Source organism: Lacrimispora xylanisolvens, from assembly GCF_002934545.1.
GTDB lineage: Bacteria > Bacillota > Clostridia > Lachnospirales > Lachnospiraceae > Lacrimispora > Lacrimispora xylanisolvens.
The window spans coordinates 27,234-49,228 of record NZ_PTJA01000012.1 but is presented as its reverse complement, the minus strand read 5'-3'; the positions used below and the strand labels follow the sequence as shown (position 1 = coordinate 49,228).

The following is a 21,995-nucleotide window of genomic DNA, read 5'->3' as shown; positions in this document are numbered from 1 at the left end:
TATAGGATAAGTATATGCTCCATCGTTAGTTTGGTCAATAAACAAAATTGATTCCGTTATTATTATAAGCATTTGCGTATGGTAGTATAAAAATACAATGTACCCAGACACTATTTTAGAGAGAGAAGGAGAAGATGAATATGGGAAAAATCAGCTATACTCAGTTGGCATCAGATCTTGTCAGACTGGTTGGTGGCAGGGATAATATAATCAGTGTCACCAATTGTATGACCCGGCTGCGGTTTGTTTTAAAGGATGAGAATGCTGCTAAAACAGATGAGATAAAAGCAGTTAAGGATGTAAAAGGGGTAGTCCGGCAGGGAGGACAGTATCAGATTATTATTGGCACTCATGTTAACACGGTGATTGCAGATGTAAAAAAAGAGGCGGGGATCTTGGAGGGCGAAGAAAAAACTGATATGAAGCTTTTAAAGGAAGGCAATCTGTTTGACCGGATCTTTAAAATCATCAGTGGTTGTATTATGCCCATGATTGGAGTTATGGTTGCTTCCGGTATGATTAAAGGTCTGCTTGCAGTTCTGACAACTGTTAAAGTGCTTGAGGCCACAGATGGAACATATCTGATCTTATACGCAGCTGCCAATTCTATCATGTATTTTCTGCCAGTCGTTGTTGGCTTCAACGCAGGAAAGGTATTTGGTTGCAATCAGTTTGTCACTGCAATCATCGGCGCTTCTCTGATTTATCCGGATATCATTGCAGCCCAGACAGCGGGCACAGCACTGACCTTCTTAAAGATACCGGTTACTCTCATTAATTATAGCGGCAGCTTACTTCCTGTTGTGGCGGCATCCTGGGTTGCCTCTAAAATCGAGAAGGGAGCAAAAAGAATTATTCCTCAGATGGTACAGCTGTTTTTTGTACCGACAATTGTTCTTATGATTACTGTGCCGCTATCCTATCTGGTAATCGGACCTGTTATGACCTATGTATCCAATGTCCTGAGTGCGGGAGTGATGTTCATATTTAATCATGTTCCAGTTCTGGGTGGCGTACTGTTTGGCGCATTCTGGCAGCTCATTGTTCTTTTGGGATTACATTCTGCTTTTATACCGGTATTGATGAACAATTTATTTACCTTGGGAAGTGATCCAGTCAATGCAGTATTAGGTCTTACTGTCTGGGCACTGGCCGGGGTATCACTGGGATATGCGTTAAGGACAAAGGATAAGGAGAAAAAATCACTGGGGTTTGGAAATCTGGTATCCTGTTTATTTGGTATCACAGAACCCACCATTTATTCCATTGCTCTTCCTAACTTTAAATTATTTATTGCAGCTTTTGTGGGAGGAGGCATTGGAGGCGGAATTATGGCAGGACTGGGAGGCAGAATGTATTCATTTATTGGGGATGGAATCTTTCGTATCCCGGCAATGATTAATCCCAAAGGCCTGGATATCAGCTTTTATGGTTTTATCGTATGCGCAGCTATATCCTTTGTAGTATCAGCAGTCCTGGCATTTATACTGGCCGGAGAGGATACAAATAAAACGGATCGGAGTAAATGATCATGTACAGTAAAATAAACGATATTTTAAATGGGAAGGTGGAAAATAGTTTTTTTCCATTCTTCTGGCAACACGGGGAAACAGAGACTGTGCTCCGCCAATATATGGAAAAGATACAGGAAAGCGGAATGAATGCGGTTTGTATCGAAGCCAGACCACATCCGGATTTCCTGGGTGAAAAATGGTGGACTGATTTAGATATTATATTGGATGAAGCAAGAAAACGGGATATGAAAGTTTGGATTCTTGATGATTCCCATTTTCCTACTGGATATGCCAATGGAGCCATAAAAGAAAAATACCCGGAACATAGAAAATGGTATCTTTACATGCGCTGTTTTGATGCTGCCGGGCCTGTGAAGGGAGCCAGAATTAACATCAGTTATCTCGCAGGCCGCCCATGGGATGGTGTCAGTGAGGATATCAATCATGTAATTGGCGTTTACATGGCAAAACGCGTGAGCGACCGGAATAATGGTAAAGAAGAGATTATGATTGCTACGCTGAAGGATATAACGGGTGCGTACAAGGCTGGTATTATAACCATTGATATTCCAGAAGGTGCTTATCGCATATTTACAGTATATTATACCAGAAACGGGGGAGAGGAATCGACAGCTGATTACCTGAATCCGATATCTGCGGCGGCCACTGAAGTTCTGGTCAAAACGGTTTATGAACCTCATTTTGAAAAATATAAAGAGGATTTTGGTAAAACAATTACAGGATTTTTTTCTGATGAGCCAAGGTTCGGAAATAAAAAGGGATTTATGGCAGGCATAGGACAGGATATGGTTCTTCCATGGAGGCTTGGGCTTGAAAAGGAGCTTCCTTTTGAAATGAAGTTCCTTCCTTTACTCTGGGTGCAGGGAGAGGGATTGGAAGGGGAAATACGCTATCAGTACATGAATCTTATTACAAGATTATATCATGAGAACTTCACAGGAGTGCTGGCAAAATGGTGTCATGACCGAGGGATCAGCTACCTGGGACACAATATTGAAGACAACGGTGCCCATGCCAGACTGGGATATGGAACCGGTCATTACTTCCGGGGGCAGACAGAACAGGATTTTTCAGGAATCGATGTGATTGGAACCCAGATTGTTCCAGGAATGCCGTATCATCATGATTCTTTTTCCACTGGTGGTTGTGACGGGGAGTTTTATCATTTTGCCCTTGCAAAACTGGGGGCTTCCGCTGCCCATCTGGATCCGGTGAAAAAAGGCCGGGCAATGTGCGAGGCGTTTGGTGCGTACGGCTGGAATGAGGGGCTGAAGCTGATGAAATGGATTACCGATCATCTGATTGTGAGAGGGATTAATTATCTGGTACCCCATGCATTTAGTCCTAAAGAATTTCCGGATTGGGACTGCCCGCCTCATTTTTATGCCCAGGGGAATAATCCGCAGTTTCGGTATTTTAGTGTTTATAGTAATTATGCAAACCGTCTTATGAACCTGTTTCAAAATGGAGTTCATAAAGCACCTGCCGCGGTTTTATATCCGGCAGAGCAGGAATGGGCAGGGAACTATATGCCGGTGGAAAAACCGGTGCGGGAACTGCTGGAGCATCAGATTGACTGTGATATTGTATCCGCTGATTATCTTTTAGATGCGGTGGTGGAAGAGAATAGGCTGAAGATTCATAAGGAGTATTTTAAGACTTTAATTATCCCTTATGGTGAGGCGATCCCTGTAAACGTAATGAGAAAAGCAATGGAATATGCACAGTCAGGGTTGCGGGTGATATTTCTTCAGGATTATCCGTCAGGAACGCTTGGAGGGGAACTGACAGAGGAAGAATGGCTTATGCTGAAGCAAGTCTGCCTGACAGGAGCTGTCAGTGAATTGGCGGATCTTTGCAGGGATCTGGCAGAAATGAGGCTTAAAATTCCTTATCGTGAATTGGTTTATTATCATTATGAGCAGGGGACAGAGAATTGGATGTTTTTTAATGAACATTTGTCAAGAACTGTTGATACCACGATTGAGATGCCGGAAGCTGCTTATGCATACTCCTATGATGCATTTTCTAATACGCTTTATCAATTGGAGAAGGAAGAGTCTGGTTATCGGCTTAAACTGGCTCCTTATGAATCCTGTGTCTGGATTTTTTCGGAAGATCCTATTGAAGATGCGAAAGAAAGTGTAAAACCGATGTGCCATGGAAAAACGCAGGAGTTGATGGCGGAGTGGAAGGTTTCTTTCACAGACAGTTTTTCTTACCCGGATTTTAAAGAGACGTTGCCGGTTAAAGAAGTGGTGACGGTTAATACAATTGACGGATATGAGGATAAGTGCGGGACTGTATCGTATGAGACAGTTTTTACCGTTGAGGAAGGGTCTGGTGATGTGTTTCTGGATTTAGGGACTGTTTATGAAATTGCAGAAGTATTTGTAAATAACAAATCTGTCGGGGTGAAATTGTGCCCTCCCTATGTTTTTGATTTAACTGGATTGGTGGAGCAGGGGGAGAACTTACTGAGGGTGGAAGTGACCAATACGTTGGGGACGCAGATCAGGGATGGCTTGTCTCAATATCTGGTTATTGAACCATTTGGTATAGAGGGGCCGGTTATACTTAATACTTAGACTTAAATGGTTGGAAGGGTACTGTTTCAATATGACTGGTCTCGTTATTGTGAGCGAAGGCATCTATTATCAGATTTTGTCATAACTTAATTATTTTGTTGGCGGGTGCTTCGGCACTCGCCTTTTACTGTTTTACCCTTAAATTAATATTTCCAGGAGCATAGAGGTAAATATTAAATTATCTCTTTGAATGTTAGTTTATCGTATTTTTTATGAACCTTGTGAAACAGTGAGTAGGTAAGAATAAATTCGAAATGTTTGTCTGTTTCAATTTGTTTCACATTAGGTTTACCGTTTTTGATGTCACATACCTTTACTGGAAGGAATCCTTCCCCAATAAGTGTAATACTGCCAGATTGTGCTCTCTTCATAAACGCCTCCATTATATAGATTATACAGAGTATAGAACAAAAATAGAAATAAAGCAAACAGTGGGGCAGTTGGCTATGGATAGTTTTGTGACAATTATTAATCTGATTGATTATATTGGCTTTAATATTAATCGTTAAAATATGCAAGAACATCATTAAGGCTGAATAAATAGTACAATCTATTTATTCTTTCTTTGGAGGGACGAGTATTATCCAGAGATCAACAAAAAAGCCAATTATATCTACGACTATATCGAGTAAGTTATACATTTTAAAGTCTCCTTTTTTTTAAGTATATAACAAATTGCTTGAAAATAATAGCAGGTCGAGTATTAAGATTCTTTTACAATTAGAATTTGATGGATTACAGTACTTTGAAACTTAATATTGATAGTTAGTAGCTTTTCCAGTAATATAATATAAAGTAAGAAAATTATTGGCAATAAGTGAGGTGAATATGTCATGAGTGATATCGTGCACAAGTGGTATGAGGATAAGAAAAATGTAGATGAAATGGTCTATTGGAACAAAGGAGAACTTAAAAAATGGGAACGGGCAGTCGCTGACTTTTTTCCGAAAGAAGCAAAAATTCTTGATATTGGATGTGGAATGGGGAGAGAGGCATTTGCGCTTTTCGATTTGGGATTTTCTATTATAGGCATTGACATTTCAGAAGAAGTTATAAAACAAGTTGCAAAATTATCCTTAAAAAACTGTTATGATATTGATTTCTTGGTATATGATGGGTATACATTACCATTTGATGATGCTTCATTTGAAGTAATCATTATATGGGCGCAAACATTTGGCTTATTGTATGGGGATACGTATAAGAGTAACTTCCTAAATGAGTGTAAGCGCGTTCTTAAAAAAGATGGCTTACTAAGTTTTTCCGGTCATGATTATGATTATTTAATGGAACACCATAAGCAATATCTAAGCGGAAGAAAGTTTTATCCATATGCCAATACTGAAATTTATTGGGAAGCATTTTTACCCCAAGAGCTTTTAAGTTTCGTTGAAAATGCTGGATTTTCTGTGGTGCTTTGCGAACATGGAAAAATACATAAGACAGAAGATGGAGTCGTACTACATTGCTTGTGTAGAAAATAAACAAAATACAAACTGACATAATTCCTTGATAATTGAATATTGATAGTTGGTGAAATATGAGCTAAGCTGTATCATAATAAGAGTATAATAATATGATATGGAGGGGCTAATATGGAAATTAAAATTAGAAAGTTCAAAGATTCAGATGCTGAAACGATAGCAACCTTGGTGCAGCGAAACTTTCGAGAAGTAAATATTCATGACTATTCAATAGAGGAGATGGAAAAACTCGCGAAAGAATTTGATTCTAATAAAATACGAAAAACCGCTTCGTATGCAAATACTTATGTTGCAGTTGATAAGAATGATACGATTGTGGGAACTGGCTCTATAAGTAGTTTCTTTGGAAGTATGACAGAGAGTATATTATTAACAATATTCGTTCTACCTGAACTGCAAAGGAAGGGGATAGGAAAAGCAATTATACAGGCATTAGAGAATGATGAGTTATTTACTAGAGCCAGTAGAGTTGAGATTCCAGCCTCTAAAACGGCTTGTGCATTTTATGAGAAGATGGGATATCTCTATAAAAACGGGGTAAAGCAATTAGATGGAGAAGGACATTATAGAATGGAAAAGGTAAAGTAGCATCAAAAGTACCTTTGAGTAGAAATCATGGAAGCAAGAAACGTATCGCCTCATGGAATGTTTGGTGTATTAAAAAATAGAGTTTATCGAAAAATTGTATTTGTAGATTAATATTAATGGGGGTATTTTTCATGGAACAATTCTCTATTCCTGGAGCAGGCGGGATAATAGTCAGAGAGATTAATGGTGAAGATAATATACTTATGCAAACTCGTGTCAAACCAGAGGCCTTATATGAAGATGGGCTTATAGAAATACCCGCCGGAAAAATACGGGCTTTTGAGAGCATTTTTGATACGCTGAGAAGAGAGGTTAAAGAAGAAACAGGGCTTGATATTACTGAAATACAAGGGGAAAATTTATCGACAGTCTATAAAGGTAATTCATATATGGTCTTAAATTTTATGCCTTTTTCTTGCGCTCAGAATTTAGTCGGAAACTATCCTATAATGGTCTTTGTGTTTATTTGTAAGGCAGAGGGAGAGATGCTTCCTTTTTCAGATGAGTCAAAAAATTACAAATGGACACCTGTTTCTGTAATAAGGAGATTATTAGAAGATTCACCAGAAATTTTTTATCCAATGCATATAGATACTCTAAAGAAATATATTAGCATAAGTGTAGGGAATCGACAGGATTGAAGAGGATAATTAGAATTTATTACGAGAGGAACTAAAATAAACAGGGAAATTACTACATTTATAGGCTTGGGTAAAATTGTGCTAACATTGATGCGATGAAAAACAATTCCAAGTTTTCTTCTTAAACAGAATACCATTAATTCATTACCTATCAATATTAATTTTTAAATGTACGCATTTTATGGATTACTGCACACTGTAAACCGGGCGTCTGTACAAGATTTTCCTCAAAAAACATTGTGGCGGCAAGATTTCCACTATAAAATTCGCAAAAATTACTAACTATAATTTGTAAAATAAAGGGTGGTTTAATTTGGATGATATACTATTTCTGCTAATCGTGGGTGGAATTGGATTGTTATTTGTGTATTTAGGATTACTTCTATGGATAAAAGAGAAGATAAATATTATGCATGATTATCATTATACAAAAGTTAAGGAAACTGATAAAAAGCCATATACACGAATTATGGGAATTGCAATGATAGTGATAGGTATTGGGTGCTTATTATCTGGCGTGGCAAGCCTGTTTATCGGTGGTGGGAAAAGTATTATTGTGTTTGGTGGCTCCTTTACAATTGGTATCCTCATGATGTTATACGCGCAAATAAAATATAATCATGGATTATTTTAAATGTATTTTAGTCTGTTGAATCGAAATCCTTGAATTTAACAAGAAACCGCCCCAGGCATTGCTTTCGGCGGTTTCCATCTGTGCTGCCCAATGACGAAAACCAGCCATTTTGCAAATGTCCCTTATTCATTCATATCATGGTTTAATAATACCATATGAAGGTGATCTTCCCATTTCCCGTTAATTTTTAAGTACTGTGGGGAAAGACCTTCTTCCTGGAAGCCAAGCTTTTGTGTCACCTTCAGGGATCTGATATTCCGTGGCATAATACTGGCTTCAATCCGGTGAAGACCGTAGTCCTGAAACATAATTTCAATTCCTTTTTTCACAGCTTCTGTCATATAGCCCATATTTATTTCATCTTTATCCAGGTTATATCCAAGAAAGCAGGAGAGGAATACTCCTTTTACAATATTGCTGAATGTCAGGGCGCCGATCACCTTGTCTTCTTCCCCTTTTTTGGAGATCCACAGTTTTAATGAATTGTTATCTGCTATTTGGTTTTCCAGCTGTTTCTCCTGATATTCCGTGGTGTAATATTCCTCGGGTCTTACAGGTTCCCATTCCGATAAAAATTCCCGGTTTTTTATATAATAGTCCGTGATCATGGGTGCAAATGACAGTTCCGGTGTTCTTAGTAAAAGCCGTTGGGTTTCATAAAATGTTGACATGTTTTCCTCCTGTTGTATTAAAAAATTGGAGTGAAAGTATAGCATGATTGGGAGAACGTGTCAAGGAAATTTAAAAGATGACCGTGATGTCTTGAAATATTAAATAGAAGAAAGTGATACAACTATTTGTTATGCAATGGCCCATGTGCTAATCTCAAAAATATTAAAGAGATGAAAGGTGTATCATTTAACTGATGATTTTGTACCGAACATATTAAAATGATTTTATTATATGAAAGAATTTAAAGTATAATCTTTACAAGAATTCCCCTTCCATATTGTGAAAATAAAAAATTTAGAGTACAATAGAAAAGTATGGAGGAGAGTAGCAAATATGAACGAGAACATGGATTTTCACACACATAAAGCAGAGGATGGAACGGAATACACCCATTCCCATTTACCCGGACACCCTCATAAGCATACCAATACAAAGGTGGTTATGAACCGGCTGTCCCGTGCGATCGGACATTTGGAATCTGTGAAACGTATGGTCAGTGAGGAACGGGACTGCAGTGAGGTACTGATCCAGTTGTCAGCTGTTATATCAGCGTTAAATCAAACTGGAAAGGTAATTATCAAGGATCATATTGAACATTGTATTGTGGATGCGGTGGAATCAGGAGACAAGCAGGCAATTGAGGATTTAAACAAGGCAATTGACCGTTTCATTAAATAAAACAAATTCCTATCGGCAGGAAACCTTATCCAGTAAAAATGAATTGCCCAAACACACTTTTCGAAGTATAATTACTTGAAGTGTGTTTTTTTATACCAACAGGCAGAAAATGTAGAAAGAGGTAGATTCATTTGTTAAATCAGTTTTCCAGAACCCAGCTGTTACTGGGGGAAGACGCTATGAAGCGTCTGTCAGAAGCGAAAGTTGCAGTATTTGGAATAGGCGGAGTGGGCGGATATGTTGTGGAAGCTCTGGTAAGAAGCGGAGTCCGTTCCTTTGTTCTTGTTGATGATGATAAGGTATGTCTGACCAATATTAACAGGCAGATTATAGCCACCAGAAAAACGGTTGGCAAATATAAGGTAGAAGTAATGAAGGAGCGGATCTTAGAGATCAATCCTGATGCTGAAGTGGAGATGCATAAATGCTTCTTTTTACCGGAGAATGCAGGAGATTTTTCCTTTCAGGACTATGATTATGTAGTGGATGCGGTGGATACGGTAACAGCCAAGCTTCAGCTTGTGATGCAGGCAAAAGAGGCAGGCGTTCCAGTTATCAGCTGCATGGGTGCAGGAAACAAGTTAGATCCCACCAAATTTGAGGTCGCTGACATTTATAAAACATCAGTTTGTCCCCTTGCAAAGGTTATGAGAAGAGAGTTAAAGAAGCGGGGAGTGAAAAAGCTTAAGGTGGTTTATTCAAAGGAAATACCAACCAGGCCCATCGAGGATATGTCCATCAGCTGCCGGACAAACTGTATCTGCCCTCCTGGAGCTGCCCATAAGTGCACAGAGAGAAGGGATATTCCCGGAAGTCTGGCATTTGTGCCATCTGTTGCAGGTCTGATCATCGCTGGAGAGGTTATTAAAGACCTTGCAGGCGGACAGCAGAAAGCGTAAAAGGAATAGGAGATAAGGATATGGATTCAGAATACATGGATACTTGTGAATGCAGTCTGTCATTGCAACAGCTGGAGCAGATGGATCAGTCAGAATATGTTCTGGTGGATATCAGAGAGGAAAGAGCCTATCAGCACGGATTTATTCCCGGTGCCATTCACATGGATATGGAAGCAGTCTCAGCAGAAGATTGCACCCTTCCCAAAGAGAAAAAGATTGTTTTGTATTGCTTAAAGGGTGTGATCAGCGAGGAAGCGGCAGAGACTTTAAGAGAAAAAGGATATACGGCCTACAGCCTGGCAGGAGGCTACGGAGCATGGCTTATTCAGACCATGAAGAAAGAAGAACAGGGTCAGGGCAGGCTGGAAGAGATTGAAAAAAGTATTAGAAAAAAATTTCACAAGGAATTATTCAGTAAATTTGCCAAAGCAATCAATGAATATGAACTTGTAAAGGAAAATGACAAGATAGCCGTGTGCATCTCAGGCGGCAAAGATTCCATGCTGATGGCGAAGCTGTTTCAGGAGATCCGGCGCCACAATAAGTTTCCTTTTGAACTGGTATTTCTTGTTATGGATCCGGGGTATCACGAGACAAACCGTCAGGTAATTGAAAACAATGCCAGACTTTTAAATATTCCCATTACCGTTTTTGAAACACAGATTTTTGATGCAGTCTATGAAGTGGAGAAATCCCCCTGCTATTTATGTGCAAGAATGAGAAGGGGTCATTTATACAGCAAGGCGAAGGAACTGGGCTGCAATAAGATTGCACTTGGTCATCACTATGATGATGTGATTGAGACCATTCTCATGGGAATGATGTACGGAGGCCAGATCCAGACCATGATGCCAAAGCTGCACAGCACCAATTTTGAAGGTATGGAGCTCATCCGTCCGCTGTATCTCATCAGAGAAGATGACATCAAACGGTGGCGGGATTACAATGACCTTCATTTCATCCAGTGCGCTTGCCGGTTTACTGATACCTGCACTACCTGCAGGACAGATGGAAATACCGGTTCCAAGCGGGTGGAGATTAAGAATCTGATCAGTCAGCTGAAGGAGACCAACCCCTACATTGAAGGCAATTTGTTTAAAAGTGTGGAGAATGTAAATTTAAGCACCATTATTGCTTATAAAAAGGATGGGGCTGTTCATCATTTCCTGGATGACTATGATGAGAAAAAGACTGATAAAAAAGAAAATCTGAAAGAATATTAGAATTAGGCTTGAAAAACATATTAACCTTGTGGTAAATTATGAATAGGAGGTTATGCATATGAAAATTTCAACGAAAGGCCGTTATGCCATCAGACTCATGATTGATCTGGCAGAGCACAATAACGGAGAATTTATCACACTGATGGACATTGCCCAAAGGCAGGAGATATCAGAAAAGTATTTGGAATCCATAGTCTCTATTTTAAGTAAGAATAATCTCCTTATCTCTTTACGGGGAAAAGGCGGCGGCTATAAGCTTGCCAAGGATCCGGAGCTTTATACCGTGGGGAGCATTTTACGGTTAACTGAAGGATCACTTGCGCCAGTCTCCTGTCTGGAAGGGGAGACCAATAACTGCAACAGAGCCGGTCAGTGCCAGACTCTGGAGATGTGGGAAGGACTTAATAAGCTGATTAATGATTACTTTGACGGGATAACCATTGCAGATTTGATTCATAAGAATGATTATATGAATAATTATGTGATATAGGAGAATTGGAAAACTCTTATAGGATTTAGTGGGAGGAGTTTTGTATCATTGCTATATATAGCGGAAAACAGACATCGAAAGGTGTCTGTTTTTTTCTTATAGGAAATTGCGCAAATAGTCAAAAATAGTGTATATCTGAAGCCGTCATAGGTTTCCCCATACCCCAGAGAACTAACACGACATGTTTTTTAAAATAATGTATCATTAATTATACAATAAATGATCATTGACATGTCTTTTAAAGTGTATTATTGTTAAGACAGTAAAAATAATAAATAGTTAATATAATTATACATAGATGGGAGATATAACCTTGAAAGAATGTGAGTGGATTTCTATTGCTGCAATGGATATTAATAGAGTCATTGGAAGTGGAAATAAGTTACCTTGGAATATTCCCAAAGATATGATTTGGTTTAAAACTGCAACAAAGGGGCATATCCTGATAACTGGCAGGAAAACATTTGAATCTATGAAAAAGATATACCCAGAGAATGAGTATTATATATTAACAAGAAATAGAAATTATACTTCAGATCAAGTAAATGTAAAGGTTATTCATAAAATTGAAGAAATTCCGGATACTGGCTCTGAAGGTAAGAAGGTGTGGATATGCGGTGGAAGTGAGATATATAAAGCAACAATTGGAAAATGCAAATATATTTACATAACACAGATAAAAAAGAGTTTTGAAGGCAATCGATACTTTCCTGAATTTGAAAGTGATTTTTATCTGGAGCAGGTATTTTATGAAGATGAAGAAATAAGTATTAAAAAATATAAAAGGGCTACAAAGGGGGTTTAGTTATGGATAAAGAACGAATTAGATTTGCTGTAAGAGAGTTGCTGATTGCAATAGGCGAAGATCCCGACAGGGAAGGGTTGAAAGAGACACCGGAAAGAATCTCTAATATGTATAGTGAAATATTTGCAGGATTAGAGACGTCTCCACAAAGTGTACTGAAGTATTTCGGTGAGAGTTGTACTGAAGAGATGGTGGTTGTAAAAGATATACCATTTTATTCAATGTGCGAACATCATTTATTGCCTTTCTATGGAACTGCAAGTATCTGTTACATTCCAGCGCCGGGGAGACTGTTAGGGTTAAGCAAACTGGCTCGTGTGGTAGATATATGTGCAAAAAAACCGCAGCTACAGGAACGGTTAGGAGCAGAAATTGTTAATATATTAGAAAATGATGCACAGGCAATTGGAGCAGCAATACTTATCAAAGCAGAGCATTTGTGTATGAATATGAGAGGAATTAGAAAACCAGGCACTAAAACGGTAACCACTTGTTTTGCAGGAATTTTTAAGACGGATGATAAAGCAAGAAAAGAAGCATTGCAGTTATTATCATTGGAAAAAGATTGATCAGTATCATATTTTTGAAATATTCCGGGAGAGAATAACGATGGAACGCATCAGTTATATATTAAATAATAAAGTTTTTAAAGAATATTTAAAAAGAAATGAGATTGCTGAAAAAGAAAGAGTGTTCTGCAAGCATAATCTAAACCATTCTATAGATGTGGCAAGAATTGCATATATTATAAATCTTGAAAATAAATGGGGGTATGATAAAGAATTAATCTATGCGGCTGCATTAATGCACGATATAACAAAGTGGCGGCAGTATGAGGAGGGAGTGCCTCATCACATATCAGCAGCTGAAATAGCAGATAGTATACTCGCTTCATGCAAATTTAACGATGAAGAAATAGAAATGTGCAAGAATGCGATAATCAAGCATCGCAAATTAGAAGATGAGAATAATTCCTTCGCAAGTTTGTTATATAAAGCAGATAAATTATCACGCTTGTGCTTTCTTTGCGAAGCTAAGGATACATGCAATTGGAGTCAGGAAAAAATGAATAAAAAATTAATTTACTAAATTTTGGAGGTAGGGGAAATGATTATTGGAAACACAAAATTTGATATTGGAGCAAGAACTTATATAGTTGGTATCGTAAACGTAACGCCAGATTCCTTTTATGATGGAGGAAAACACAATTCAATAAATCAGGCAATATCGTATGCAGAAAAATTGGTTAGTGAAGGGGCTGACATTATAGAAATTGGAGGGGAATCTTCACGGCCTGGAGCAATACCAGTGGAAGAGGAAGAAGAATTGTCAAGAGTTCTGCCGGTCTTAAAGGAACTGAAAAAACATATAAATGTACCCATATCGATTGACACAAGAAGAGCTTCAGTTGCAGAACAGTCAATTTGTTTAGGAGCATCAATGATAAACGATTTCGGCTGTATGAAAAAAGATGAACATATGGCGTCCGTGTGTTCTAAATACGATGTGGCATGCTGCATAATGCATAACAGAGACAATATGAATTATAATAATTTTATTTTAGATGTTATATCTGATTTAAATGAGGCTTTAGATATAGCACTAAATGCAGGCATACCTCATGATAAAATCATTTTAGATCCTGGAGTTGGTTTTGCAAAAACAGTTGCGTTAAATGTTTCCGTTATTAAAAATCTGGAGGAATTCTCAAAATTAAAATATCCGGTTTTAATAGGTACATCAAGAAAATCATTTATAGGAAATATACTCAATCTGCCTCTGGAGGAAAGACTGGAAGCCACTTTAGCGACGACCGCATTAGCAATATCCAAACACTGTGATTTTATAAGGGTTCATGATGTAAAAGCAAATAAAAGGGTATGCATTATAACTGATGAAATCGTGAGAGGACGCCATTAGGAGGTAATTGTTTGGATACTATAAGTATAACAGATTTAGAGATATTTGCTTATCATGGAGTTCTGGAAGAAGAAAAAAAGTTGGGACAGAAGTTTTTGATATCCCTGCAATTGTCATTATGTGTCCGGAAAGCAGGAGTGAATGATGAATTAGGCTCCACAGTAAACTATGCGGATATTTGTAACCTGGTTTCTGATATATTTGGCGCCAAATCCTATGATTTAATTGAAAGCTGTGCAGAAGTAATCGCAGATGCAATTCTTCTTAAATATCAGATGGTTAAGGAGATAGTGGTAGAAATAAAAAAACCATGGGCACCTATCGGATGCATTGTAAATTATGTATCGGTAAAGATAAAGAGAGGATGGAGTACAGCATTTTTAGGATTAGGTTCCAACATGGGTGACAAGAACAAGAACATTGTTAAAGCACTGGAGCTGATTAGTGATTCCAGAAATGTGATAATAAGCAAATCTTCTTCTTATATTACGTCACCTGTGGGAGGCGTTGAACAGGATGATTTCCTTAATTGTTGTGTAGAACTTAAAACACTACTGACAGCGGAAGAACTATTAGTCCATGTTTTGGAGGTTGAAAACAAATTAAAACGTGTTAGAACTGTCCACTGGGGACCAAGGACAATAGATATTGATATCCTCTTGTTTAATCACGAAATATATGAAAATGAAGACTTAATCATTCCACACCCCAGATTGCATGAAAGAATGTTTGTTCTGAAACCACTTTGCGAAATGAAAGCTAATTATGTACATCCTATTTTACATAAGAGACTGCAAGAATTAAAAGATAAATTGGAAAAAGAGCAGTTGGAGGGAATTAAATCATTAGAAATTATTACATTGGCGGATTAAAAAGGGGGTTATTTAAAGCAATTATGGATTTATATAATGTGTTAAATACAATCAGCCAATATCCTGTTGTTGTAAGCTTTCCACATAGTGGTACATATCTGCCTGATTCCATTCGAAACAGGATGAAAAAGTCAGCAGTGATGACCAATATGGATTGGTTTTTGCCGGAGTTATTTGATTTCTTAAAGGAATATGGGGTAACACAAATCATTTCCAATATCAGCCGGTATGTGGTTGATTTAAATAGAGCACCCAATCAGTTTAAATCAGATAATTATGTACAATCAGTTGTTTATGAAAGCAATACCTTTGGAACACGATTATATGAAAGCTCTTTAAGCAAAACGGAAATAGCTGAGCGGATAGAAACATACTATAAGCCTTATCATGAGGAATTGAAAAGACAGCTGTCTGAGAAGATTCTACAATTTGGGAAGGTATATTTAATAGATATACACAGCTTTTTTCAGCAATATAATGAGGATATTTGCATTGGAAATTCAGATGGAGCCACTTCTGACAGAGAAACCGTAAAAGTGTTTGAAGAAAATCTGCAGTTATATGATTTTTCTACTAACATTGATTCAATATTTAAAGGTGGAAATACAATTAAGTATTATCGATCGCTGTATGGTGACGTATTTCAGGGGTTAATATTCGAAATAAATTATAGGGCGTATATAGATAACAGGTATTTTGGAGAGGAGGAAGTTTCTGCCTATAATGAAAAATTATTTAAGAGTGCGAAAATCAGATTAGAAAAAGCTTTAGTAGAGACGTTTAATATTTGGAGTAAACTTTGAAGGGTGGATAAAGATGATATATGAGGAAGCAATAAAATTTATACATAGCAAGTCATGGAAAGGAACTAAACTGGGATTAGACAGAATTATAGAGCTTAATGAGTTAATTGGTAATCCACAAAAACAACTAAAATTTGTTCATGTCGCAGGTACAAATGGAAAAGGTTCAACCTCCAGAATGCTTGCTAATATACTAAATGAATCTGGTTATCGTGTAGGACTGTTTACGTCTCCATTTATATCTACATTTAATGAGTATTATCAGGTTAATGACCGCTGCATTACAGATTCTGAATTGATTGAAATCGTTGAATTTATAAAACCTTTTGTTGAAAAAATGAAGGAGGGTCCCACTGAATTTGAGCTGATTACAATGATAGCAGTTGAATATTTTAAACGTAAGTGCTGTGATATCGTAGTATTTGAAGTCGGAATGGGCGGAAGACTTGATTGTACAAATTTCATTGAAAATACAGAGGTGGCTGTAATAACTTCAATTGGTCTGGACCACATGGAACAACTTGGAAATACTATTTCTGAAATCGCAAGGGAAAAAGCCGGAATTATAAAAAGAGATTGCCAGGTTGTTTTGTATCAGCAAGGGCAAGAGGTTGTTAATGTTGTGGAAGAAGCCTGCAAAAAAGTAAATGCAGATTTATTCATTGCAGATTTCTCAGAATTAATTCCAGTAAGTTCAGATTTAGATGGTCAGATGTTTGATTATAAAAACATGAAAAATATTTTTATTAAACTTTTAGGATGCCATCAGCTTAAGAATACTGCTGTTGTTTTAGAAACGGTATTTGCATTACAAAAGCGGGGGTGGAGAATCGGCGATGCTGATATTAAAGAAGGCTTGAAAAAAACCACATGGCCAGCCAGATTTGAAGTGTTGCAGAAGAATCCGGTTGTAATTTTAGATGGGGGACATAATCCACAGTGTTTTCAGGCTCTGAAAGAAGGTTTGATCCAATACTTTCCAGGAAAAAAAATAACTTTTGTATTTGGTGTTTTAGCTGACAAGGATTACATTTCAATGATTGATATAATCGCGCCTTATGCAAAAAAATTCTATACTATCACCCCTAATAATACGAGAGCTTTAAACGCAGAAGATTTAACCAACTGTTTAAGAAAATACAATTCCACTATAGTTAATTGCGAAACTCCCTTAAATGGAATAAAAACAGCACTTGAAGGGTCACAAAAAGAGGATGTCATTTGTGTAGTAGGTTCATTTTCAATCGCCAGTGAAATACGTTCATTTTATGGACGTTAGGATACAATATGAATGTAAGCGATATATGGGGTGAAAAGCATGAAAAAGCATGTCGGGATACAACCGTTAAAAATGTTCTTATTAGCGGTTTTATTAATGCTCTTAAATAATGTTTCAGTTTTTGCCAGCGGTGATAGCGGAGCTATCAGAAACGGAGGTGTCGTTTCAAGTGCCAGCGAATATTCATCACAAATAGGGATAGATATATTAAAAAAGGGTGGAAATGCTGTGGATGCCGCAGTGGCAACTATTTTTACAATTGGTGTAGTCGAACCTAATTTGAGTTCAATTGGGGGGAGTGGCATTATGACAATATATACGAAAGAAAATGATCAGTGTATAGTCATCGAGTATATGGAGACGGTTCCATCTAATATGAAAGCAGGCTGGTTTAATCCACAAACAGACAAAAATACTGCTAAGAATGCTGCCTTACCTGGTCAGGTGTATGGAATACTAACCGCACTTGATAAGTATGGAACAATGAGTCGGGAAGAAGTAATGGCACCTGCGATACAATTAGCAAGAAATGGATTCATAGCTGATAAAAGATTAGCAGATTCAATTAAAAGTAACTATGATATCTTATCTCAAAACCCTGATTTTGCAGATATTTATTTGAATAATGGAAAGCCAATTAAAGAAGGAGATATAATAAAAAATAAATTACTGGCAGATACCCTGGAAAAACTGGCAGAGCAAGGTATAGAAGGTTTCTATAAAGGTGAACTGGCTGGTGAAATTGTAACTGGATTGCAGAATGGAAACAATTTAATTACTTTAGATGATATGTCAAAATATAGAGCTATTGAACGGGTTCCTATTCAAACGTCATATCATGGCTATAACATTATAGTGCCTTCCATGCCATCCAATGGAGGAGAGTGGCTGTTAGAATCTCTAAATATATTGGAAAACTACGATTTAAAATCAATGGGAGTCAATTCTTCTGAATATTTATTTACGCTAAATGAAGCATTGCGTTTAGGAATGGCAGATGCATTCACTTATTTGGGAGACCCGGCTTTTTTTAATATTCCGACAGACACCATTGTATCTAAAGATTATGCAAAGAAAAGACTTGCCAGTATGCCTGTTAATAAAGCTATGATTAATCCGCCCCACGGTGACTTAATAACAAATCCTGTAAAATCAGGTGGAGAGGATAGTAAGGAGACAAGTCATATTTCTGTAATGGACAAATATGGGAATTTAGTTTCAACAACCAATACGATCGGGAGCGCCTGGGGGTGTAAATACATGGCTCCTGGTTTAGGCTTTTTTTATAATAGCCATATAAGTAATTTAGAACATGATCCTTTAAAAGCTGATAGTCCGGATTATGTTATACCAGGGAAACGGGTCAGAAGTACTATTACACCGGCGATTGTTTTAAAAGATCGTGATCCAGTTATGGCAATCGGCTCACCGGGCAATAGTTCAATTCCACCTGCTATATTAGCAGTTTTAAATAATGTTTTGATTTTTGATATGAATATACAGCAGGCTATTGATTTGCCCCGCGCTTTTGTTCTGGATTTATATAATCCAATATTAACAATAGAAGGTAGCTATTTCGAACCAGACGTAAAAAACGAATTATTAAATTTAGGATATGTGTTTAATGATGTAAGCAGATATAATTCCGCCTTAGGGGGAATTGCAGCTGTGTATTATGATACAAATACACAAAAATACCATGGTGGCGCTGATCCGAGAAGAAATTATAAATCTATTTCATACGAAGAAGTTACGAAAAAATATAGTGAATACGAGAAACTGCTTCCAGCGGCTTAGAAAGTGAGGGTAAGAAATGCGAAATAAAATAGTAGTAACATCAATGCTGACAGCCTTGCTGATAGTATTAAAGAGTTATCTGGCAATTACAACTCCTATCATGCGGATCAGCTTTGCCTTTTTCCCATTGGCTTTGACTGGGATATTGTATGGTCCGATGTGGGCAGGCATATCTGGTGGTGTAGGCGATGTAATTGGCCTGTTGTTGTATCCTGTTGCGGGATTTCATCCAGGACTTACTCTGTCAGCAGTTCTGTCAGGAATCGTTTACGGAGCCATATTACATAACAAAACCAGGCAAATATGGAGAATCATATGTGCAGTGTTCATTAACAATTTTATAATAAGCTGCGGCTTAAGTACCATATGGGTGTATCAAATGACAGGGCAGGCGATACGCGCTCTTCTTCCAATAAGAATTGTTCAGAATATTCTTATGGCACCTATTATGATTCTTATGATATGGGTACTTGGATATAAAATTATTGAATTAAGATATAACAAAAAGACAATTAGCGGAGATGAATAGAATTGTGAGTGATGAAAAGAAAAATTTTTTAAAATGTGATGATGTTTCATTTTATTATAAGAATTCAGAGCAAAAGGAAACTATTTTAAACCATATCAATTTAGACATAACCCCTGGAAGCATCATTGCTATTTTAGGACATAATGGATCTGGTAAGTCTACGCTGGCCAAGCATTTTAATGGAGTCCTGGTATCAAAAAGCGGAGAATTATATTTTAATGACTCAAAAATCAGAGATATGCGGATAGAGATAAAAAAACATATAGGTATGGTGTTTCAAAATCCAGACAATCAGATAGTAGCGTCAACAGTTCAGGAAGATGTAGCGTTTGGCCTGCAAAATCTGGGGTTGGAATCAGAAGAAATACGCATACGCATTGATGAGGCGCTTGAAGCAGTTTCTATGAAAGATTATGCAAATTGGGACACTCATAAATTATCAGGCGGTCAAAAGCAGCGAATTGCAATAGCGGGTATATTGGCTATGAAACCAGAATGTATTGTATTAGATGAGCCAACCTCTATGCTGGACCCGCAAGGCAGAAAGGAAGTAATGGCTGTCATACAGCAATTACGTAAAAAATTTGGTATTACTGTAATTTTGATTACGCATTTTATGGAAGAGGCAGTGGAGTGTGACAGAGTAATAGTAATGAAACACGGAACGGTGTTGATGGATGATATTCCGTCAAAAGTTTTTAACAGGGACATAGAACTTAAAAATGCAGGTTTGAAAATTCCCCAGTCAATCCAATTAATGCAATTATTGAGATCAGAAGGAATTGATATTTCTTTGAATTGTCTTACAGAAGCACAATGCATTGATGAAATATACAAGCTTTTGGAGGTGTAATAATATGCCTATCATCAAGACGGAACATTTGAATTATGAATATTCCTCAGGAAGTGTTTTTCATAAGACTGCAATTTCTGATATTAATATTGAGATTGAACAGGGAGAATTTGTTGCATTAATTGGACATACCGGTTCAGGAAAGTCAACTTTAATTAAACATTTAAACGGACTTTTAAAACCGACATCAGGTAAAGTCTTTATAGAAGGACAAGATATCTGGTCCGATCCAAAGAATCTTCGAAAATATAGATTTATGGTAGGAATGGTATTTCAATATCCCGAATATCAGCTGTTTGAAGAAACTGTGTATAAAGATATCGCATATGGTCCGATGAATATTGGAATACCGGAGTCAGAGATCAATGAACGAGTGATGAAATCTATTTCCTTTGTTGGACTGGATAAAACAATCTTATCTAAATCACCATTTGATTTATCTGGGGGAGAAAAAAGAAGAGCAGCAATTGCTGGCGTTGTCGCAATGAATCCCAAAGTACTTATTCTGGATGAACCAACTGCAGGATTGGATCCCCTGGGAAGAGACAGGATATTAAGAGAAATAAATGAGTATCATCGGAATAATAATGTATCAATCATATTAGTTTCACATAATATGGAAGATGTTGCGAATTATGCGGATAAAATATTGGTTATGAATGATACAAAAATAGTATTAAACGGAAGTGTTTCAGATGTATATTGCCATGCAAAAAAGCTCAAAGAAATAGGATTATCTATCCCCCAGATTATGGAGATCTGCCTGGGTTTAAATGAAAGAGGGATTCCTATCGATCCATTAACAACCTCAGTTGAAGATGCTGTTCATCAGATCATAGATCTATTTAAACTCAAAGAAAAGGACGGACAAAAATGTTAAGAGATATTACGATTGGACAATACTTTCCGGGTAATTCCATCGTTCATAAAATGGATCCCAGAGCTAAGATAATAGTTGGCCTTATATACATCTTTATTTTATTTGCAGCTTCAAATTTTCTATCACTATTATCAGGCGTGGCTTTTATTATTGGTGCAATTATATTGTCAGGAGTATCATTAAAATTACTAAAAAAAAGTATAGATCCTATGATTCCCTTATTAGGCATCTCACTGATTTTTAATATTTTTTTAACAGATGGCAATGTTTTGTGGAAAATCGGATTTCTTAAAATCACTGACAGAGGTGTTTGGGCGGCTATTTTTATGTGTATCAGACTTGTCTGTCTGGTTATCGGTACCTATATCTTTACTTATACAACATCTATAATGCAGATAACACATGGGTTAGAGCAGCTTTTAAATCCCCTGAATAAATTAAATTTTCCTGTCCAGGAGATAGCTATGACTATGACGATAGCTTTACGATTCATACCCACTTTAGTAGAAGAAGCGGATAAAATCATCTCCGCGCAGAAAGCAAGAGGGGCTGATATGGATTCGGGTAGTATTATAAAGCGGGTAAAGAGCCGCATTCCAATATTAATCCCCTTATTTATGGCATCCTTTCAACGTGCTGACGAACTTACATTAGCCATGAGCTGCCGTTGCTATGACAGCAAAAACACACGTACTTATTTAGAAAAACTAAAATATAAAAAATATGATCTCTTCCTTTTTATAACTACAGGGGTAACAGGAGCTTTGGTCATATATATAAACACAATAATACCTAAAGTTTTTTATTGATTATTATAGGAGGAAG

General features: G+C 37.2%; 24 protein-coding genes. 22 read left to right on the top strand and 2 right to left on the bottom strand.

Annotation, left to right across the window (positions count from 1 at the left end):
- Positions 1 to 140 precede the first annotated feature (140 nt).
- Complete coding sequence (locus tag BXY41_RS19705) at positions 141 to 1,529, top strand: PTS transporter subunit EIIC (protein WP_104438591.1); 1,389 nt, start codon at positions 141 to 143, stop codon at positions 1,527 to 1,529.
- 2 nt (positions 1,530 to 1,531) lie between these two features.
- The gene (locus BXY41_RS19700) at positions 1,532 to 4,123 is read left to right on the top strand and encodes a glycosylhydrolase-like jelly roll fold domain-containing protein (RefSeq protein ID WP_104438590.1); all 2,592 of its coding nucleotides are present in this window, start codon (positions 1,532 to 1,534) and stop codon (positions 4,121 to 4,123) included.
- A 173-nt stretch (positions 4,124 to 4,296) separates the two neighbouring features.
- On the opposite strand, the gene BXY41_RS19695 is transcribed toward BXY41_RS19700, so the two are convergent.
- Positions 4,297 to 4,494, bottom strand: coding sequence for a UDP-N-acetylmuramoyl-tripeptide--D-alanyl-D-alanine ligase (locus BXY41_RS19695; protein ID WP_104438589.1), 198 nt, complete (start codon positions 4,492 to 4,494; stop codon positions 4,297 to 4,299).
- A gap of 462 nt (positions 4,495 to 4,956) precedes the next feature.
- On the opposite strand from BXY41_RS19695, the gene BXY41_RS19690 reads away from it, so the two are divergent.
- From BXY41_RS19690 to BXY41_RS19675, 4 genes are all read left to right on the top strand, one after another.
- Positions 4,957 to 5,607 (top strand): class I SAM-dependent methyltransferase, encoded by a 651-nt coding sequence (locus BXY41_RS19690; protein ID WP_104438588.1) that lies wholly within the window; start codon positions 4,957 to 4,959, stop codon positions 5,605 to 5,607.
- Positions 5,608 to 5,718: 111 nt separating this feature from the next.
- Positions 5,719 to 6,195: a GNAT family N-acetyltransferase gene (locus tag BXY41_RS19685; protein WP_170072473.1), complete on the top strand. Its 477-nt coding sequence runs from the start codon at positions 5,719 to 5,721 to the stop codon at positions 6,193 to 6,195.
- A gap of 131 nt (positions 6,196 to 6,326) precedes the next feature.
- Positions 6,327 to 6,836, top strand: a complete 510-nt coding sequence (locus tag BXY41_RS19680) for an NUDIX hydrolase (protein ID WP_104438587.1) — start codon at positions 6,327 to 6,329, stop codon at positions 6,834 to 6,836.
- A gap of 313 nt (positions 6,837 to 7,149) precedes the next feature.
- A complete protein-coding gene (locus BXY41_RS19675; protein ID WP_104438586.1) occupies positions 7,150 to 7,470 on the top strand; it encodes a DUF3784 domain-containing protein in 321 nt (106 codons plus the stop codon).
- A 122-nt stretch (positions 7,471 to 7,592) separates the two neighbouring features.
- Here BXY41_RS19675 and BXY41_RS19670 read toward each other — a convergent pair whose 3' ends face one another.
- Positions 7,593 to 8,141 (bottom strand): GNAT family N-acetyltransferase, encoded by a 549-nt coding sequence (locus BXY41_RS19670; protein ID WP_104438585.1) that lies wholly within the window; start codon positions 8,139 to 8,141, stop codon positions 7,593 to 7,595.
- Between the two features lie 334 nt (positions 8,142 to 8,475).
- Here BXY41_RS19670 and BXY41_RS19665 point away from each other — a divergent pair, with 334 nt between their 5' ends.
- The 16 genes from BXY41_RS19665 (at position 8,476) to BXY41_RS19590 (ending at position 21,979) form a co-directional block, all read left to right on the top strand.
- The gene (locus BXY41_RS19665; RefSeq protein WP_104438584.1) at positions 8,476 to 8,820 is read left to right on the top strand and encodes a metal-sensing transcriptional repressor; all 345 of its coding nucleotides are present in this window, start codon (positions 8,476 to 8,478) and stop codon (positions 8,818 to 8,820) included.
- 131 nt (positions 8,821 to 8,951) lie between these two features.
- Positions 8,952 to 9,719, top strand: coding sequence for a tRNA threonylcarbamoyladenosine dehydratase (locus BXY41_RS19660; protein ID WP_104438583.1), 768 nt, complete (start codon positions 8,952 to 8,954; stop codon positions 9,717 to 9,719).
- 20 nt (positions 9,720 to 9,739) lie between these two features.
- Positions 9,740 to 10,942, top strand: a complete 1,203-nt coding sequence (locus BXY41_RS19655) for a rhodanese-like domain-containing protein (protein WP_242980255.1) — start codon at positions 9,740 to 9,742, stop codon at positions 10,940 to 10,942.
- Positions 10,943 to 11,000: 58 nt separating this feature from the next.
- On the top strand, positions 11,001 to 11,432 hold the full coding sequence (locus tag BXY41_RS19650) for an RrF2 family transcriptional regulator (RefSeq protein WP_104438582.1): 432 nt from the start codon (positions 11,001 to 11,003) through the stop codon (positions 11,430 to 11,432).
- A gap of 313 nt (positions 11,433 to 11,745) precedes the next feature.
- Positions 11,746 to 12,237: a dihydrofolate reductase gene (locus BXY41_RS19645; RefSeq protein WP_170072472.1), complete on the top strand. Its 492-nt coding sequence runs from the start codon at positions 11,746 to 11,748 to the stop codon at positions 12,235 to 12,237.
- Positions 12,238 to 12,239: 2 nt separating this feature from the next.
- Positions 12,240 to 12,806 carry a GTP cyclohydrolase I FolE gene (folE, locus tag BXY41_RS19640; RefSeq protein WP_104438580.1) on the top strand — a complete coding sequence of 189 codons (567 nt, stop codon included), beginning with the start codon at positions 12,240 to 12,242 and terminating at the stop codon, positions 12,804 to 12,806.
- A gap of 40 nt (positions 12,807 to 12,846) precedes the next feature.
- Positions 12,847 to 13,326 carry an HD domain-containing protein gene (locus BXY41_RS19635; RefSeq protein WP_104438579.1) on the top strand — a complete coding sequence of 160 codons (480 nt, stop codon included), beginning with the start codon at positions 12,847 to 12,849 and terminating at the stop codon, positions 13,324 to 13,326.
- Positions 13,327 to 13,344: 18 nt separating this feature from the next.
- Positions 13,345 to 14,157 carry a dihydropteroate synthase gene (folP, locus tag BXY41_RS19630; protein WP_104438578.1) on the top strand — a complete coding sequence of 271 codons (813 nt, stop codon included), beginning with the start codon at positions 13,345 to 13,347 and terminating at the stop codon, positions 14,155 to 14,157.
- Between the two features lie 11 nt (positions 14,158 to 14,168).
- Positions 14,169 to 15,029 (top strand): 2-amino-4-hydroxy-6-hydroxymethyldihydropteridine diphosphokinase, encoded by an 861-nt coding sequence (folK, locus tag BXY41_RS19625; RefSeq protein WP_104438577.1) that lies wholly within the window; start codon positions 14,169 to 14,171, stop codon positions 15,027 to 15,029.
- A gap of 23 nt (positions 15,030 to 15,052) precedes the next feature.
- Positions 15,053 to 15,832, top strand: coding sequence for an N-formylglutamate amidohydrolase (locus BXY41_RS19620; RefSeq protein WP_104438576.1), 780 nt, complete (start codon positions 15,053 to 15,055; stop codon positions 15,830 to 15,832).
- Between the two features lie 13 nt (positions 15,833 to 15,845).
- On the top strand, positions 15,846 to 17,111 hold the full coding sequence (locus tag BXY41_RS19615; protein ID WP_104438575.1) for a bifunctional folylpolyglutamate synthase/dihydrofolate synthase: 1,266 nt from the start codon (positions 15,846 to 15,848) through the stop codon (positions 17,109 to 17,111).
- A gap of 39 nt (positions 17,112 to 17,150) precedes the next feature.
- Positions 17,151 to 18,908, top strand: coding sequence for a gamma-glutamyltransferase (gene ggt, locus BXY41_RS19610; protein ID WP_104438574.1), 1,758 nt, complete (start codon positions 17,151 to 17,153; stop codon positions 18,906 to 18,908).
- A 16-nt stretch (positions 18,909 to 18,924) separates the two neighbouring features.
- Positions 18,925 to 19,437, top strand: coding sequence for a folate family ECF transporter S component (locus BXY41_RS19605; RefSeq protein ID WP_104438573.1), 513 nt, complete (start codon positions 18,925 to 18,927; stop codon positions 19,435 to 19,437).
- Positions 19,438 to 19,441: 4 nt separating this feature from the next.
- On the top strand, positions 19,442 to 20,290 hold the full coding sequence (locus BXY41_RS19600; RefSeq protein ID WP_242980253.1) for an energy-coupling factor transporter ATPase: 849 nt from the start codon (positions 19,442 to 19,444) through the stop codon (positions 20,288 to 20,290).
- Positions 20,262 to 21,170, top strand: coding sequence for an energy-coupling factor transporter ATPase (locus BXY41_RS19595; protein WP_341457867.1), 909 nt, complete (start codon positions 20,262 to 20,264; stop codon positions 21,168 to 21,170). The genes BXY41_RS19600 and BXY41_RS19595 overlap by 29 nt, the downstream gene beginning before the upstream one ends.
- Positions 21,164 to 21,979 carry an energy-coupling factor transporter transmembrane component T family protein gene (locus BXY41_RS19590; protein ID WP_104438570.1) on the top strand — a complete coding sequence of 272 codons (816 nt, stop codon included), beginning with the start codon at positions 21,164 to 21,166 and terminating at the stop codon, positions 21,977 to 21,979. The genes BXY41_RS19595 and BXY41_RS19590 overlap by 7 nt, the downstream gene beginning before the upstream one ends.
- Positions 21,980 to 21,995 lie beyond the last annotated feature (16 nt).

Excerpts from the sequence above, each read along its gene's own strand:
- folE (WP_104438580.1), top strand. The coding sequence starts at position 12,240 with ATGGATAAAGAACGAATTAGATTTGCTGTAAGAGAGTTGCTGATTGCA.
- BXY41_RS19705 (WP_104438591.1), top strand. The coding sequence starts at position 141 with ATGGGAAAAATCAGCTATACTCAGTTGGCATCAGATCTTGTCAGACTG.
- BXY41_RS19685 (WP_170072473.1), top strand. The coding sequence starts at position 5,719 with ATGGAAATTAAAATTAGAAAGTTCAAAGATTCAGATGCTGAAACGATA.
- BXY41_RS19680 (WP_104438587.1), top strand. The coding sequence starts at position 6,327 with ATGGAACAATTCTCTATTCCTGGAGCAGGCGGGATAATAGTCAGAGAG.
- BXY41_RS19655 (WP_242980255.1), top strand. The coding sequence starts at position 9,740 with ATGGATTCAGAATACATGGATACTTGTGAATGCAGTCTGTCATTGCAA.
- BXY41_RS19650 (WP_104438582.1), top strand. The coding sequence starts at position 11,001 with ATGAAAATTTCAACGAAAGGCCGTTATGCCATCAGACTCATGATTGAT.
- BXY41_RS19670 (WP_104438585.1), bottom strand. The coding sequence starts at position 8,141 with ATGTCAACATTTTATGAAACCCAACGGCTTTTACTAAGAACACCGGAA.
- BXY41_RS19665 (WP_104438584.1), top strand. The coding sequence starts at position 8,476 with ATGAACGAGAACATGGATTTTCACACACATAAAGCAGAGGATGGAACG.
- BXY41_RS19690 (WP_104438588.1), top strand. The coding sequence starts at position 4,957 with ATGAGTGATATCGTGCACAAGTGGTATGAGGATAAGAAAAATGTAGAT.
- BXY41_RS19615 (WP_104438575.1), top strand. The coding sequence starts at position 15,846 with ATGATATATGAGGAAGCAATAAAATTTATACATAGCAAGTCATGGAAA.
- BXY41_RS19595 (WP_341457867.1), top strand. The coding sequence starts at position 20,262 with ATGAAATATACAAGCTTTTGGAGGTGTAATAATATGCCTATCATCAAG.
- folP (WP_104438578.1), top strand. The coding sequence starts at position 13,345 with ATGATTATTGGAAACACAAAATTTGATATTGGAGCAAGAACTTATATA.
- ggt (WP_104438574.1), top strand. The coding sequence starts at position 17,151 with ATGAAAAAGCATGTCGGGATACAACCGTTAAAAATGTTCTTATTAGCG.
- BXY41_RS19605 (WP_104438573.1), top strand. The coding sequence starts at position 18,925 with ATGCGAAATAAAATAGTAGTAACATCAATGCTGACAGCCTTGCTGATA.
- BXY41_RS19590 (WP_104438570.1), top strand. The coding sequence starts at position 21,164 with ATGTTAAGAGATATTACGATTGGACAATACTTTCCGGGTAATTCCATC.
- BXY41_RS19635 (WP_104438579.1), top strand. The coding sequence starts at position 12,847 with ATGGAACGCATCAGTTATATATTAAATAATAAAGTTTTTAAAGAATAT.
- BXY41_RS19620 (WP_104438576.1), top strand. The coding sequence starts at position 15,053 with ATGGATTTATATAATGTGTTAAATACAATCAGCCAATATCCTGTTGTT.
- BXY41_RS19700 (WP_104438590.1), top strand. The coding sequence starts at position 1,532 with ATGTACAGTAAAATAAACGATATTTTAAATGGGAAGGTGGAAAATAGT.
- BXY41_RS19695 (WP_104438589.1), bottom strand. The coding sequence starts at position 4,494 with ATGAAGAGAGCACAATCTGGCAGTATTACACTTATTGGGGAAGGATTC.